11 protein-coding genes are annotated in these 16299 nt (G+C 58.8%); all 11 read right to left on the bottom strand.

Features of this window, described 5'->3' with window-relative positions:
• Positions 1 to 33 precede the first annotated feature (33 nt).
• Entirely contained in the window at positions 34 to 279 is a 246-nt protein-coding gene (locus AAAX75_RS07345; RefSeq protein ID WP_022094642.1) for a DUF6110 family protein, read from the bottom strand.
• 404 nt (positions 280 to 683) lie between these two features.
• Positions 684 to 2360: an Asp-tRNA(Asn)/Glu-tRNA(Gln) amidotransferase subunit GatB gene (gene gatB / locus AAAX75_RS07340; RefSeq protein ID WP_349091631.1), complete on the bottom strand. Its 1677-nt coding sequence runs from the start codon at positions 2358 to 2360 to the stop codon at positions 684 to 686.
• Positions 2360 to 3874, bottom strand: coding sequence for an Asp-tRNA(Asn)/Glu-tRNA(Gln) amidotransferase subunit GatA (gatA, locus tag AAAX75_RS07335; RefSeq protein ID WP_349091629.1), 1515 nt, complete (start codon positions 3872 to 3874; stop codon positions 2360 to 2362). Before gatA ends, gatB begins: the two co-directional genes overlap by 1 nt.
• Positions 3874 to 4185, bottom strand: coding sequence for an Asp-tRNA(Asn)/Glu-tRNA(Gln) amidotransferase subunit GatC (gatC, locus tag AAAX75_RS07330; RefSeq protein ID WP_055287082.1), 312 nt, complete (start codon positions 4183 to 4185; stop codon positions 3874 to 3876). Before gatC ends, gatA begins: the two co-directional genes overlap by 1 nt.
• Before the next feature lie 324 nt (positions 4186 to 4509).
• Positions 4510 to 5427: a class C sortase gene (locus AAAX75_RS07325; protein ID WP_349091628.1), complete on the bottom strand. Its 918-nt coding sequence runs from the start codon at positions 5425 to 5427 to the stop codon at positions 4510 to 4512.
• A 132-nt stretch (positions 5428 to 5559) separates the two neighbouring features.
• The gene (locus tag AAAX75_RS07320; protein WP_349091627.1) at positions 5560 to 6333 is read right to left on the bottom strand and encodes a hypothetical protein; all 774 of its coding nucleotides are present in this window, start codon (positions 6331 to 6333) and stop codon (positions 5560 to 5562) included.
• Positions 6315 to 7283, bottom strand: a complete 969-nt coding sequence (locus AAAX75_RS07315) for a hypothetical protein (RefSeq protein ID WP_349091626.1) — start codon at positions 7281 to 7283, stop codon at positions 6315 to 6317. Before AAAX75_RS07315 ends, AAAX75_RS07320 begins: the two co-directional genes overlap by 19 nt.
• A 512-nt stretch (positions 7284 to 7795) precedes the next feature.
• Positions 7796 to 9562, bottom strand: a complete 1767-nt coding sequence (locus tag AAAX75_RS07310) for a SpaA isopeptide-forming pilin-related protein (protein WP_349091625.1) — start codon at positions 9560 to 9562, stop codon at positions 7796 to 7798.
• Positions 9563 to 9676: 114 nt separating this feature from the next.
• Positions 9677 to 11347 (bottom strand): SpaA isopeptide-forming pilin-related protein, encoded by a 1671-nt coding sequence (locus tag AAAX75_RS07305; RefSeq protein ID WP_349091624.1) that lies wholly within the window; start codon positions 11345 to 11347, stop codon positions 9677 to 9679.
• The gene (locus AAAX75_RS07300; protein ID WP_349091623.1) at positions 11340 to 14801 is read right to left on the bottom strand and encodes an FctA domain-containing protein; all 3462 of its coding nucleotides are present in this window, start codon (positions 14799 to 14801) and stop codon (positions 11340 to 11342) included. Before AAAX75_RS07300 ends, AAAX75_RS07305 begins: the two co-directional genes overlap by 8 nt.
• 505 nt (positions 14802 to 15306) lie before the next feature.
• Complete coding sequence (locus AAAX75_RS07295) at positions 15307 to 16128, bottom strand: HAD family hydrolase (protein ID WP_349091622.1); 822 nt, start codon at positions 16126 to 16128, stop codon at positions 15307 to 15309.
• Between the last annotated feature and the right edge of the window lie 171 nt (positions 16129 to 16299).

The following is a 16299-nucleotide window of genomic DNA, read 5'->3' as shown; positions in this document are numbered from 1 at the left end:
AATCGAGAATCTCATAGTTTGTGCCTGGGAGCGTTACTCGGCTGCCTCGTCAGCAGCGGCCTCGCTCTGGGTGATGTAGGCAGCCTCGGCAACCATGTCATCGACATTAGCCTTGGCCTGCTCGACCATGTCCTGGTAGCAGTTCTTGACGCGCATACCGCACGCGATGCCCTGCACGCAGGCATTCTTTACCGGAGCGCTGGTGAGCAGCTTGATGCCGGCCGTGCCAAGCAGAAAACCGCCACCGACAAGCAGGGTGTTAAACGTCGACTTCTTCATGTTGCTTCTCCCTTTTGCCGCATTGGACGCGGCACGGTGCCTCAGCACCCGAGTAAACAAGTTTGCTCGAGCACACTTTTGGAAAATAGTTTAGTTTATCTAACTATTAAGGTCAACAAAGGTTAACTTTTTGGAAATCTTGGGGCGCGATGTGACCAAGGGGACCGTCCCTGCACCACGTCCACAAAACAATGGGCGTGCCGACGGCACGCCCATTCACTCTATTCCATTCCGCCCCACCTGACCCGAACGGCCGAGTCGTCACGGAACCGAGGGGCCGGGCGCAGGGCCTTGCCTCTCAATGAGTTCCGCACGAACAGGAGGCGCCAGTGGCGCCCCCGTCGTGAGTCAGGACTGTCCGAAATTGAGGGGCAAGGCCCTGCGCCCGGCCCCTCGGTTCCCGCTTACGAGAGCGACGTTCTCAGCAACTCGTTGAAGAGCTTCGGGTTGCCCTTGCCGCGGCTCGCTTTCATGCACTGGCCCACCAAAAAGCCGATGACCTTCTGGTTGCCGTCACGATACTGCTGCGCCTGATCGGCACAGTTTGCCAGCACCTCGTCCACAATCGGCTGCAGCGCGCCGGCATCGCTCACCTGACGCATACCGCGCTCGTCGACGATCTTGTTGGGGTCGTCGCCGGTCTGGGCCATGGCCTCAAAGACCTCGTGCGCCTGGTTGGAGCTGATGGCATCGGTCGCCAGCAGCTTAGCCAGCGCTGCCACCTGAGCCGGCGCGATGCCGGACTCGGCGAGCGACACGCCTGCGCCCTTAAGGTAGGCGATCATCTCGTTCACCAGCAGGTTTGCGACCGTCTGAGCCTCTTTGCCAGCCATACCGGCAGCGGCCGCCTCAAAGAACTCGGCGAACTCCGGGTCGCCAGCGATCTGCTCGGCATCGGCGGCCTTAATGCCAAAGTCGGCCTCAAAACGGGCACGCTTGGCATCGGGCAGCTCGGGAATCTCGCCTCGGCAGCGGTCGATGAACTCGTCGTCCAGATCGAACGGCGCTAGGTCGGGATCGGGGAACAGGCGATAGTCGTCGGCCGTCTCCTTCACACGCATAACCACGGTGCGCTTACGGCTGGGCTCCCAGTGGCGGGTCTCCTGATAGATGATGCCGCCCTCCTCGAGCACCTCGGCTTGGCGGCAGATCTCGTAGGCAAGACCGTCATGCAGGCTCTTAAACGAGTTGAGGTTCTTGAGCTCGGTCTTGGTGCCCAGCTTGGTCTCGCCGCGGCGGCGCAGTGACACGTTGCCGTCGCAACGCATGGAGCCCTTCTCCATGGAGCAGTCGGAAATGCCCAGCGTCACAAAAATGCGACGGAGCTTCTCCATAAACAGGCGAGCCTCCTCGGGCGTGCGCAGATCGGGCTCAGTCACGAGCTCAATCAAAGGCGTGCCGCAGCGGTTGTAGTCGACGAGCGACTCGGCGGCGGCGGTAATGCGGCCCTCGGCGCCGCCCACGTGGACCATCTTGGCGGCGTCCTCCTCCATGTGGATGCGCAGGATGCGGATAGGCACCGTGTAGGAACCGTCCTCGCGGCGCTCGGGCATCTGCAGGTTGGACGCGTCGTAGCTGGCCAGGTGGCCGACGCGCTGGTTGCCCTCGCGCATGGTCGACGTCATGGACGTGGACAGGCCCTCGGCATTGGCCGAGGCGCTCGCCAGGCTCTGGGCCTCGGCCTCGCCAAACGCGCAGTCGGGGCGCTCGGCGGCACCGCGACCGGTCACGTCCAGGTCCAGGTGACCGTACATGGCAAAGGCGACCGGACCCTGCGTGGTCTGGAAGTTCTTGGCCATATCGGGATAGAAGTAGTGCTTGCGGTAGAACATCGAGTGGCGCTGGATCTCGCAGTTGGTGGCGAGACCGGCCTTGACGATGCTCTCGATGGCGCGCTTGTTGGGCACCGGCAGGGCGCCGGGCAGGCCCAGGCACACCGGGCACACGTTGGCGTTGGGCTCGTCATCGTGGCTGAGCTTGCAGTTGCAGAACATCTTGGTATCGAGTGCGGTGAGCTCGGTATGGATCTCCAGGCCGATCACGGCCTCCCAATCCTGCAGGACCTCGGAAAGCTCCTTCATTACAGCTCGCCTCCCTTCCCGGCAAAATCGGGCGCGACGGAAAGCGCGGGCGCACCCGTGGCGGCATCGGCAAAGCCGCGCTCCAGGGCGCGGGCAAACGTGAGCAGCTGACGGTCCTTAAAGGCCGGACCCACTAGCTGGGCAGAAACGGGCAGCTGAGTATCCTCGCCCAGGCCCAGCGGCACCGAGATACCACCGTTGCCGCAAATGTTGAGCGAAATGGTATACAGGTCCGAAAGGTACATCTGCGTGGGATCGCTAATCTCGCCAAACTTAAAGGCCGTGCGCGGCGAGGCGGGCATGAGGATGGTGTCCACCTTGGCATACGCGGCATCGTAGTCCTGCGTGATGAGCGTGCGGGCCTTTTGCGCAGCGTAGTAGTACTTGTCGTACACGCCCGAGCTCAGCAGGTAGGCGCCGAGCATCTGACGGCGCTTGGCCTCGGCGCCAAAGCCGTGGGCGCGCGAAAGCGAGCTCTGGTCGGACAGGTTGGCGCAGCCCTCCTCCTGGTAGCCGTAGCGAATGCCGTCGAAACGGGCCAGGTTGGAGAACGCCTCGGCCGGGCCGATGACGTAGTAGGCGGCGATGGCGGCGTCCAGGTGCGGCAGGTCGACCTCGACCAGCTCGGCGCCCTGGTTCTGCAGCTCCTGGGCGGCGCGCTGAACAGCGGCCTTGACCTCGGGCGTCAGGCCCTCGGCCTCCATAAACGCAGGGATAATGCCCACGCGCCTGCCCTCGATGCTGTCGTTGAGATGCTCGGTAAAGTCGACGGCGCAATCCTGGCTGGTGCAGTCGTACGGATCATGGCCCGCGCCGGTAAGCGCGTTCATGGCCAGCGCGACATCCTCGACCGTGCGGCCAAAAGGACCCACCTGGTCGAGCGACGAGCCAAAGGCAACCACGCCGTAACGGCTCACGGCGCCATACGTGGGCTTAAAGCCCACCACGCCGCACAGCGACGCCGGCTGGCGAATGGAGCCGCCGGTGTCCGAGCCCAGCGAGAGCGCGACCTCGCCCGCGGCGACGGCGGCAGCGGAGCCACCCGAGGAGCCGCCGGGCACGCGCTCGGTATCCCAGGGGTTGTTGGTGCGATGGAACGCCGAGCTCTCGGTGGAGCTGCCAAAGGCGAACTCGTCCATGTTGGCCTTGCCCATGGGCAGGCAGCCGGCATCGAGCATGCGCTGGACGCAGGTAGCGGTGTAGACGCTCTGGTAGTCCCCGAGCATGCGGGAAGCGCAGGTGGTGCGCGTGCCCACGAGGTTCATGTTATCCTTGATGGCCAGCGGCACGCCCGCGAGCGGGGGCAGCGGCTTGCCTGCGGCACGGTCGGCATCCACGCGCGCAGCGGCCTCGAGCGCAAGTTCGGGCGACACCTGCAGGAATGCCTGGACCCCGCCCTCGCGCGCCTCGATGGCGGCAAGGGAGGCCTGGGCCACCTCGGTAGCGGTAAAGTCGCCGGCGGCAACGCCCGCGGCGATCTGGGCAGCGGTAAGGGAATCGAAGCTTAGCGCCATTACTCGCTCTCCCCCTCTCCCAAAATGGACGGCACGCGGAAGTAGCGGTCGCGCGCGCTGCCGGCGTTTTCGAGCGCAACGTCGAGCGGCAGGTCGCGCTCGGGCTCGCGCAGGTCATCGCCCATCACGTTGGACAGGCTTCCGATAGGATGGAACGTGGGCTCCACGTCGGGCAAGTCATATTGCAAGACGGGCTCGAGCATCTGGACGGCGTCGTTCAGGTAGGACGTCATCTGGGTGAGCTCGTCATCGGTCAGTGCGATCTTTGCGTACTCGGCGATGCCGCGCACGTCTTTCTCGCTGAGTGCCATAGGCGCTCCCTTCCGCATAACAGATAAACCGCTCTAGTATACAAGGCAACGCCGCTTGGAGCAGGTGCTTTACCCAAATGCAGCGAAAACGTATCGAGGGCGGCGGTTGGCAGGCGGCGGGCCGGCGGTTCTGCAACGAAACCGCACCGTCCACAGCGAAAAGCATCCCGCCCGTAACGAAAGCCGTCTCGCCCGCAACGAAAACCATCACAACATTCGATGTTTTTCGCCAAAATCGCGATTTTCATCGAATGTTGTGATGGTTTGGAAGTCCCGACCACCACAAAGGTGCCTGTCCCCTTTGTGGTGGTTCTGGAGAATGTCTTATGCCGAGGCCTTGGCCTTGCGGCGCTTGCGGACCGCGTGGATCACGATGTCCAGCAGCAACAACACAATGGCTACGACCACGATGAGCACGGCAAACTCGCGCTTGCCCCAGTGGCGGCCGGCCAGCGACTTTTGCTTGTCGACATCCTTCTTGCTGTACTTGGTGCGCACGCAGTGCACCAACAGGCGATGGTCGTTTACGCCGTAGGGCGTGCAGGTGACGAGCGTCACTTTGTCGGCACCGGGCTCGATGGTCAGCGACTCCATCTCCTCGGGCAGCACCACCTCGGAGTCCACCATCTTGTAGGCGAGCGTCTTGTTCATGGTGTGCAGCAGCACCAGGTCGCCGGGCTCCAGCGAATGGATGTCGTCGAACATGCTCAGGTTGCGCATGCCCGAGTGCGCGGTGAGCACGCAATGCGTCGAGGCGCCGCCTACCGGCAGGCTCGTGCCCTCCAGGTGGCCGACGCCCGCCATAAGGACCTCCTCGCTCGTGCCGTGGTAGATGGGCATGCTCACGTCGATGGAAGGGATCTCGACCCAGCTCATCATGGGGTCGCGGTCAAAGATGAGCTGCTGGGCATAGGGCTCGATCTGGTCGGCGGGGAGCTCGGTGGCCTCGCCCGCCAGTTGCTCGTTAAAGGAGCGCGCCTGGAGCAGGATGCGCTCGCGCTCCTCGGCAGACAGCGCGTCCACGGTGCTGGACACCGTGCTGATCTGGTTGAACACGCCCGAGGCTTCGAGCCGGTCCAAGATCCACGGCCAGGTCATAAGGCCCACGCCAATAAGGATGATAACGATGGTGATGAGCCGGTCGGCCCAGCGCGGAAGTCGCTTGCGGCGACGCTTGGGCTTTGGTTGAGGTTTGGGCTGAGGGCTTGAGCCGCCGTTGTCCGCGGCGTTATTGCTCTTCATATGTTTGGCGCCCTGCACCATCGCCGGTCACTCCTCTACAGCTCAGGTTGTCTAAACAAATAATAGCCGATTAGCGAGCTCATGCGCCGGACAACGCAGCTAGACTGCACCGTCCGGGCCACGTAACTCCACTCAACCAATCAAGCCATATGTTGCTTTCATCGTCTCGAGCAACTGCGCCATCGTTACGCCCGCAACCCCAATCTGTTTCAGATTGACGTCGCCCACCTCACAATCTTTAACAAACGCAAGCATATCGTCCTTCAGTTCTCCGCGTAGGTCGACGCCTTCCGACTCGCCAAGCAGCTGAGCAAGCCTCAGCGCATCGCGTTTATGCTTTTTTACCTTCCTCGAATCAACGTTCTCCCCCGCTTCCCTTCTAGCTTTTAGGTCGAGATACGCCTTCGCTTTGAACGGAACAATGTATTCCGTACCCAGGACCGAAACGCCGCCTACGGTCCGAATTCCCTGAAGGAACAAGCTGTAGTAAGCATCGTCCAACAAAATTGCCGAAAGACTGCTTATGTTTTCATCAACGTGAATTGGCGCCACATCAATCCCCTCACGACCCTTTAGAAAGTCGGGGCACTTCGCGAAGAGTTCGATCATATGGGGGTAACCCGGCCTCTTAGGCTCTGTAAACCGATAAAAACATGAGCCTTTACCTTCGCCCCAGCCGCAGCGGTAGCCGCCATCACGCACCAAAGTCCATATGGCTTCCGCCGTCTGAGGCAACCGGTCATCGGCGACAATTACCACATCAAAATCGTGAGTCGCCCTGAATGAAAGCCCCGCCTCCGCGAGCAAAATGTCGCATGCCGTGCCGCCGATAAGGGCATACGATCCTGCAGCTTCTTGCATATGCTGCTGAAATTCTTGGAGACCTTCTACAGCGCTTCTTGCCATGGATATTCCTTTCCAAACATGCGATCGACTTCGAGCTGAATTCGCTCATCGTCGATTGCCGCCAAAGATAGCGCAAGCGAAATGTCGTCGACACGGGAGGAGCCGGCAAACACGGGCGCATAGCGCCACACTTGGATCATCGCCGTCTCGTTATCCGGCAACTCGCCGTCTGCGACTTCGAGGTCGCTCAGTTGACGCCATGTACTTCTTAAGACGGCCTTTTGTTCCATGCCCGGTGCAGCGAGCATCGAACGCGCGGCGAGCGCCGTCTCCCCGGCGTCAACAAGATAGTCGATCTTCGGCGTCTTCCTTGCAAAAAAGACCTTCGAGACAGGCGAGGAGAGCTCTGCCATGTGCTCGCTGAGCAAAAGATCAACGGCGACAGGGAGCACGACGACACGTCGCTCGCAACGTTCGCGCCTCGCGAGCCCCCTGTCGACAAGCTCGGTTATGGCCTCACTCGCACGGCTTGCCGAGATCCCAAGCGCACGACAAAGGTCATAGGGACGATATGGCTCCTGGGTTGCTCCCCAGATTGCGGCAGCCTGCGCGTTGGGCGACATCTTGGTCGCGTGATTGCGAAACCGGGCACCGCCCCTCTCCGTGCAAGCTGTGCCCATAAATGGAAGAAAAGCCTGTCTACCGGGACAGACAAAGGGAATCCCTTGTGCGACCAATGCTTTGCGCTGACGTGCATCGGCATCAGGAAACGAAACGACAACAGGAGTCTCCGCGCGCAAGGCTAGCTGACTATAGACTCTCTTAGCCTCGGGAAGCCCGACGCCAGTAGGCAAACTTGCAAGCAAAAACGAAAAACCGTTTGCGTCAACAGCGCGGACCTCAATCGCCCGCAGATGCAGCGGCAAGCGTGCGGATCCAGGCCAAGTTTTGGTCTTGGCGGAGAGCCCTAGTGCTTCTTGTAAGTAGATTAGCGCTTCGTTCATTTCCATCGTTTTCGTTTGATTCCAGTTTATATTGGAATTATACATAATTTTCGGAATTAACGAGATTCCGTTCGTGCCTAAGCCCATATTTACGTTTTCAAAATGTCCCGAATCGGCGGGGCGATTCGGGATACAATGTCAATAGAAAACGACGCACCCCGCGTAAATGTTTGGGAGCGCGGGCGGCCTAGTTTTCAGCTTTTGTTAAATGCCCGGGCCTCTAACCCCGGGCATTCTTATTTGCGCTTGTTGCGGCGCAAATGCCTTCTACCGTCCGCACCGCGCGTGCGCCTACGGACCTTAATCCGAACCTCATACGAGTCAAGAAACGCGATGACGAACGTACCCGCATCGGACGGTGGAGGCTGGCTGCGTTATCCAAAAAAACGGGGCAGACTCCAGTGTGGAGTCTGCCCCGAAAAGAGAATGGCAAAGCAAGAACGTGGATGGACGAGAAAAGTGTCCGCAAGTCTCATGGCCATCACATCCCACCTGCCAAAGGGATGGGTGAGCGAGCGTTACTCCTGCTCGGACTCCTCAGCCTGCTTACGGCTGCGGATGAGGTGCGCCACGCCGATGCACAGCACCGCGCCACCAGCGATCCAAGTGAAGGTCACGCCGTTAAGGCCGGTCAGCGGGAGGTTGGAGCCCTTCTTATCGATGACGGTGAGGTGCACCTTGCCGTCAGCTGCCTCGGTTTTAGTTTTAGCCACCTTGACGAGATTCGTATCGGTACCAGGAGCAGGAGTGCAGCCCGGGTTGACCACAGTCGTATCGTCTGCCGGAAGCGTTCCGCGAGTAATGGTGAACGTGATGCCATCACTGTGGGAGTTGTTATATCCAGGCGCCGGCTTGACCTCCGTAAGGACGTAAGTACCCTCATCAAGACCGACAACGTTAATCTTGCCGTCTGCGTCGGTCGTCAGTTTGGCCTGCTCGCTATCCTTCGCCTTGGTGCCATCCGCCTTGATATAGCTACCATCATCGCCCTGCTCCTGCAGCGTGAACTCAACGCCCGCGAGCCCCTTATCTTTATTATCGGAGCCCAACTTGGTGACATCGATGCCATAGGTGTAGTCATAAGCAGGGTGCTCAACCGTGGTTCCCGTAGCACTCTCATCATGTGGGTTGTTGGAATAGGTCAGCGTAACCTTATTTATCTGGGCTTTACCAACCATATCCTTGAACTCTTCTTTGATCTTGCCCTTATCAAAGATCTTGCTAGAGTCGAGCTTAGCCTGGTATTCGACAGTCACCTCAGAGTTGCTGTTCAGCAGGATAGCAGTGTCGCCCTCACCCTTGCAACCCTTGAGATTGGAGAAGCTGACAGTCAGCGTACCGTCATCGTATCCGGCATTGTAGCCATTCTTAACCTCGGTACCACCGATCTTGACCGTGACATCGGGCGTCGTGCCGTCATCCTTAAACTTGGGCGTCATGGATTTGGGAAGCGTATCCGTGAAGGTGTACGTGTAGGTGCTGTAGGTGTTGATATTACTCGCAACCGTACCGGCGAGTTTATAATCGACCCAATCGTCCATAGCTGAGTCAGCGGCCTTATTGGGGTTCAGAAAGTCACCGAATGTGCTATGCAGTGCGTCGTCCTTGACGGCCTTGGTCACGTTGGGGACGCTCTTCTTGGGCTCCGCATTCACATCGGCGCCGCCGACGATGGTGAAAATCGGTGAGGTGAACGCGTCAACATTACCATTGGTCTTATTGTTATCCTTAGTCGAGCACGGCTGGTTGGTCACGAAAAGCCAATAGCCGGCATCCAACTTCTTAGTTTGCTGGTTGACAAGGTCCGTCCACACAAGACCCTTGGTGTTTATGAGTTTCTCCGCAATCACGTTCAGCTTGTTGTCCGCATTAACTTTGGCACCCTCGCTAACGTTATCGGAACCTGCTTGTTCCTTAATGAACTCTGCCCATGCCTGAGCGTCGTCATTCTCCGGCTTGTTGGCATAAGCGTTACCCGCAAACACGTTCTTGACGGCATCCCTCACTTCATCCGATGCCCACTTAATATCGGACAGCGTCTTCTCATGGGTAGAGTCCCAAACATCGGTGCTTGTCTGATCCTGCGTAACCGTAGCGGAGAAAATCTTGATGCCCTTATAGGTCGTACCCGCGTAGCCGTCATCATTGATCGTCACATTACCGTTCGTCGTAGCCACAGGCGTATCATCAGCAAACGCCATGGTCACCGGGGCCATCACGCCGCCAAAGCTCAGCGCCGCTGTGAGGCCGGCGGTTACTGCCAGGCGTGCGATGTTCTTGTTCATGTGCATCTTCTTTCCTCTGCTTTCTACTTCGTAACTCATTCGATCGGTCATCATCTGTCTGTGTCTTAGCATCTACTTCGCTACGTCTCGCCCCGCTCTCTGTGGGGCTGCCAGCTACTCTTTATGGCTGCCACCTCCCCGCTTGACCAGGAGCGCGACCACGATGAGCGCGGCTCCGGCGACCGCTGCGGCGGCCGCGGCGTACATTGCCATATCGCCAGTCGAGGGCATAAAGCCTCCGGTGGTAATGCTAGGGGGTGTGCCGGTGGGCGTGTTGATGAGCGAAGCCTCCAGGCTGCCCGTCGACCCGTCCGCGCTGTCGGCGCGCAGGGGCGACTCGGCCGTGATGGTGAGCTTAGGCTTGGCGGCGGCCACCTGGTCGACGTCCAGGCCCTCGGCCTTGACCGTCACGGAGCGCGTGCCCTCAAAGGCGGTGTAGCCCTTGGGCGCTTTGAGCTCACGGACCTCCAGCTTGCCCGAGTCCACGCCCGAGACGGTCACGCGGCCGTCCTCGCCCGTGGTGACGGTGGCCTTGCCCTCCGCATCCCACGTGCCGTCGGCCGCCAGTGTGCGACCACGGTCATCGGCGATGCTCAGGACCGCCCCGGCAAGCGGCTTGTCGCCGTCGCTGCCGCGCTTGGTGAGTGCGAGATCCCAGGTGTAGGCGCATGCATCGTCGCTCGGCGTGCGGGTAAAGCCGGCATCGCCGGACTGGTCGGCGAGGGGAGAGCGCGGGTAGCGCAGGCAGACCTCGTTGGGGTTGCCCTTCGCGATGCCGTGGTTGCACGCGCTGGTGAGCGGCGCGTTGTACACGGCGACCACGCGGGCGCCCGCGGTGAAGGCTTCGGTCCCGCCGAGCGCGGCGATGAGGTCGCCGGTGCGCACGGTGAAGGTCTTGCCGTCGGCCGCTACCTTGGTGGCGCACTGGGCCGTGATATCGGTCCAGCCCTTCGCGGGCTCGGTGCCGGCGCGCCCGTCCCTGCCGGCCGAGACGGCGTCGAAGCCGCCGTCCGCACCCGCCGCCACGTACACGCGCATGCTCGCGGCCACCTTGGAGGGGTCGAGCCCCGCGCTCATGGTGTCGACGAACCGCACCGTGTAGGTGTCGTAGGCCGTGAGCCCCGACGGGACCGTGGCAGAGAGGCGCCAGTACAGGTCGTCGGCGACCGTGGCGTCGGCGGCCTTCTGCCAGGCGGCGGCGCTGTCCTCCAGCACGTGCTTGGACACCTTGGGGGTCGCGGCCTTGGGCTTGACGCTGACGGCGCTGCCGCCCACCAGGGCCATGATCGGCGCGGTGCCGACTTCGTTCTGGGAAATGGCGTCGTCGTCTGCGACGATGAGCCAGTAGCCGCAGGGCAGCCCGGCCGTCGTGCCCGCGTTAAGGGCCACGGACACGGCGCCAGAGCTCTGGAGGGAACGAGCGAGCTGTGCGCTCAGCGCGCTCGTAAGGTGGGAATCGGTGTTGAGCCACTCGGCAGCTTCCTGCGCGGTGGTCTGGGAATTGGGCATGCCGGCGCTGCGCAGCACGGGCAGCGCGGCGTCACGCGCGGCGTCGCTTGCCCAGGCGAGGTCGGTGGCGATCTTGGCGTCGCTGTCGCCGTCGACGACGTTGGCGCTAAAGATCTGGTAGGCGTCGTAGCTGCTCGCCACGGTGCCGCTCACCGTGATGGAACCGGTCGAGGTCGGCGCGGCCTGCGCGGAAGCGGGGAACACAACCGCGCAGGTGCCGATCAGGAGGGCAAGCAGCGCAAACAAGATCGGGAAGGAGCAAACTTTCTTATTCACGACGCTTACCTCCCTTCGCATTCGCCTTGCGACGAATGTGCATCCAGGCCGCAGCAGCGCAAAGCACCGCCGCGCCGGCAAGGTACGTCAGAGTGACGCCCGACATACCAGAAAGGGGCAAAGAGGTGGAGTAGGTGTTGGTGAAGGTGGGAGTGGACTCGGGCTTGGTACTGTCAAAGTTAATGGGCTTCGGGTCGGCAACATCCTTGCCGCGGACGTCCTTGATCTTGGTGTAGGTTACATTCGTAGCCTTGATTGTTCCGTCTTTTTGGTCCGCCATCGTGACATCAAATCGATAGACCGACTGATCGAACTTGTAATGCGGATAGGTCGTGCTTTCGTCCATCTCACGCACGTAGTACGTGAAGGTCTTGGAAGGGCCACCCGTGGAGTCGCCCGAGTCGTCGGGATTATCCTTGATATCAGAGAGCGAGTACTCGAGCTCAACCGTTTTATTTGTGGTGCCCTTGAACGAAAGCGTCTGCGTCTTATCTTTACCAGAGGTCACGGCAGTACCGATGATGTTTTTAAATTCGCTGTCTTTCGCAAGTTGAAGCGTAAACTCCTTCATCTCGCCGCCCTCAACGACCTTAGTCGCTGCAGGCGTCCAGGAGCCCTTCGAGTCGTACTTGTTGGTGAAAGTTGCACCACTGGTAAGCTTAACGATAACAGCGTTTTCGCCTTCAGTTGCTGCGATGGCTGCTGGTTCTGGCGGATTTGCGCCAGAATCTTCATTTATTACCGTTACCGAAACGCTCTCGACTTTGTAATACTCGTATTTAATGTCAAGCACCCAGTGCGAATTGCCCTCATCCGGCACAACCTTAGGATCAATTTTGTAGATTTTTTCGTCGCAAGTCACGCCCTTTTTCGCGTCCGGAACCTCTACCAAGTAGTAAACAAGAGCGTCATCGGCATAAACTTCACCCAGATCAAAGGTGAAATTTCCATCTATGTCGTTTCTCACCGTACCGACAACCGAGCAGCCATTGAGCTGAAGCTTATCTTTGGAGTCAAAGCTCGGAACTGTGTATAAAGGCTTGCCATTCTCGTCAACAATCGGCTTGCCATTCTCGTCAACAATCGGATTCTGCTTGAGCAGCTCGAACTCAAACTCGTCTTTCTCGAGCGCGCGGCCCGTCAGTTTCTTAATGCCGTTGAGCTTCATCTTGGGATACACACTCACCTGCGCGGTGAAGCCGGCGACAACGTCTCCGTTGGTCATGATTCCGCCACCGTGGACGTTGGAACTGTTGTGCGTGATGAAGAGCGTGGCTTTACTAACGGCAAGCCCTTGATCATCGGGGAAAGGATTTGCCTTGAGGCCAATCATGTACTTAGCTTGGGCGCCCTCGTACTTGCCGATAGACGTTCGTGTATTATTGTCGATCGTGCCCGACCAGTTAGCAGCTCCGCCACCAAGCATCTGTCCCGTTACGGCAGCGATATACGGCAGCGATTCAGCGTTAGCACTATCGCGAATAAGAAAAAGATCCTGGTGACCGGCTTTTTTAAAGTCTTCAGTTATTTCGCCGCCTTCGTGGTTAGGGCGCCAATCCTTGTCATCGGTCTTTTCGTGTGTGCCACCCGATCGGTTATAACCCCTACCGTCAGGTCTACCGTCAGAATTACCGTAAATCGCGATGCCATTGGTATCGGTAATGGCAGTCTTACCAGTCGGGCAAGCGGCAAACCCGCCGCCAAAGCCATTGGCATGATTGTTGGTAATCAGCGCGTTATATATATAGAGGCTCGCCGATTTAATGCCTTGGTCACTACTACCCTGAACGAACACGCCGCCGCCACCCCAGTCGTTGGTGGTATTGGTCGTATTGTTAGTGATGTAGGCTTTCGTGCCGCTCACATTAAATTCGCCAACTGTAGGCGCAGCGATACGGATGCCACCACCCTCTGAGTTTTGCGCCACATTGCTGGCGATGATTCCACCAGAAAACGTAAACCCGGAAAGAGCTCGATTCCAAGCGCCAGCATAAATACCGCCGCCGGCCTCGGCAGAGTAGTTGCCCGTGATGTAGCCGCCGCTAATAACCAAACTGCCTATTTTCTGTCCTTCAGACTGGCTAAAGGCAGCAATGCCGCCACCACCGTGGCAACCGTTACCGAGATGCTTCCACCCCGTCGAATCAGTGTTCTGGTAGAACTGATATTTGTTATTGGTGATGTAACCATTCGTAATGGTCACACTAGAGTTCTCAGCACAAATTCCCGCGCCATAACCGCGTTGATCCTGATTTGTACCGTTGCCGGAGATAATACCGCCAACCATGTTTACCGTAGAATTCATGGCATAAACGCCGCCGCCACTGGGGGCATAGTTACCAGCGATTACGCCGTCAGAGATCTCCAGGGTTGAGTTGCCAATGACAGCAATTCCAGCACCAGCACCATCTCTGCCCACAGAAGCACCACAAACGTATCCGCCACTCATCTTGACGATAGAGCGATTCTCGGCATGGATAAGGTGACCAACGTTGCGATTTTCCTCTTGAGTAAGCACGCCACTCTGAAGGTTAAACGTACAGCCCTCACCATTGAGATTGATGAGACTCACTCTGTTGCTGCTGTTGCGCGCCACGATGGCACCACCGATAGTCACTTCGTGTCTATAAAGAGCCTCAGTAGTGCTGGTACCGTCTTCATTAACAGACGATCCAGTTACGTAATAAATGAGCTTGTCCGGAATTTTAGAAGTCTCATCGTAAACCACAGAGGCAAGGTTGGCATTTTTGCTGAGTGTGCTGTCGGAGCATGCAAAGTCGCTGGCGATCGGATTGTCCACTGGAGCTTGCTGACTGTCCATGACGGTTAACGTTGCACCGCCGGTGATATTGAACAGGGATTGATTTTCACTTGTATGTATAATCTTGTGGCCGTTAAGGTCAATTACGGTTTCGCCATGGTTGAGCGTGATAGTGCCCGCGTACTCAAGATTCTCAGTGAGACGGTAGCTACCAGGCGTTCCGTCTTCTCCGAATTGATTATGGATGTTGTTTTGATTTAGCTCGGTAAAGCCGTCCGCTGCGGTCGGCATGACATCATTCTCATCATTGGCGCCATCATCCGCAGGCTGCTCGGCACTTTTGGCGACCGCATCATCGGACGAAAGGCCTACCGTGGCAGCGTCACCAGAGGTTTCGTCGCCCTCGGCGTCGTTGCTATTCTGGTCTTCAGCGTCTTTGCCCGTGGAATTGCCTGCACTGGTCTCCTCGCCCAAAACGTTCTCGTCTGCACCGGCGTCCTCGCCCAAAGCGCTCGCGTCTGCAACGGTCGCCTCGGTAGAACCTGTCTGGGCATCGTTTGCAATGGCCTGCGAGATCGGAGGCATGACGAGCGACAGTACCAGGCTCAAAACGGAGGCTCCGCACAAAACGCCTGCCAGTACACGGCGCGTCGCTTTTTTACTCTGCTTAGTTTTTTCTGAATTCGCTTTCATCGATGTCTCCTCCCCAAGAGACCGCGATCTTGCTCTTTCACTATCAAACGTATCTGCGCAATCTGTAATTGCGCTCGCATAGTAATACTATTGTAACTATTGTTTAAACATCCGAGCAACAAAACCGACATTTTTGTAGCCAGTTCTCAATTCTCTTGACATTTACTCAGATTTACTTTCTTTTATTCGCTATAAAAAATCTGTTTCTACTGGTAATTAAGTTAGTTATCAGTTTTTTAATAGCATTTTATTTATTTGCACAACATTTTGCTCAAGAGCAAGCATCCTGTGAACGGTCGAAAATCGACCGTGAACGGTAGGTCATTAGCCGGGATGAATAGACTACCAAATTGATGGGAATATCTTCAACTCATCGGTGGTTAGAAGCGTAATGTTCAGACAACGTTATTTGGGTTTTCGCGCAGATTTTAGGCATCAATTCGCCCAAATCGCCTGAGACCACCGCAAAGGAGCCTGCTCCCTTTGCGGTGGTTCTGCCCCGGCGCTACAGCAGATGCTCCTCGATAAAGATCGCGATGCCGTCTTTGTCGTTGCTCGCGGTTACAAAGTCGGCGGCGGCACGGGTGGCGTCGCTGCCGTTTGCCATGGCCACGCCCACGCCGGCGTCAGCCACCATGCAGGTGTCGTTATCGGCATCGCCAAACACGCAGATGTCCTGGAGCTCCATGTCGTTGAGCTCCGCCACGCGCACAAGGCCGCGCGTCTTGGACACGCGCGGATCCATGAACTCGTAGAGCCGCTGCGTGGTTTGCAGAGCCGCCGCCTTAACAGTGTCGTCGGCAAACGTCGACGCCCGCTCAATCACCCGCGGCATTACCTCGGGCGCCATGGTAAACATCACCTTGGGCTGCGGCTCGCGCAAAAACTCGGCAAAATCGACCACCTGGTAGGGCACGCCATCGACGCGCGACAGGTGCTCGACGCACGCGTTGCTCTCGGGCACGTAGAACACGCCGTCTCGGGGGCAGACGGGCGTTGCCGGAAGGTCCGCCATGTGCTCGCAGATGCGCGCGATGGTCTCGCCCGGCAGCGGATAGCTCAGCTCGTTGATGTCGTGCGCGCGGTCGATGACCTCGGCGCCACCGCAGCCCACCATCACGTCTACCAGGCCTTCGATGCCCCAGAGCTCGTACATGGCCTCGGTCGCATGGGCGTCGCGCCCGGTGCACAGGCCAAAGAGCACGCCGTGCTCGCGCAGGGCGCGGATCGCCGCCACGGTGCGCGGGGACACCGTGTGCTGGCTCGTGAGCAGCGTGCCGTCGATATCGCAGAACACGGCTTTGATGTGGCTGAAGGTGGTGTCCATGGGGGCCTTTCTGGGTTGTGCGGCGGTGTGGGGTGTATTCGTGAACGGCGTACATGGTATACCAAGGCACAGGCCGTTGGGACCCGATCGCCACAAAGGTGCCCGCCCCCCCTGTGGTGGCCGAACCCGAAGGGTGGCCTGGCCCGAGACGCAAAGCATCACAACATTCGA

The organism is Collinsella sp. CLA-ER-H7 (assembly GCF_040092345.1).
In the GTDB taxonomy this organism is placed as follows: domain Bacteria; phylum Actinomycetota; class Coriobacteriia; order Coriobacteriales; family Coriobacteriaceae; genus Collinsella.
The sequence above is the reverse complement of the archived record's forward strand: the minus strand, read 5'-3'. Positions and strand labels throughout refer to the sequence as shown.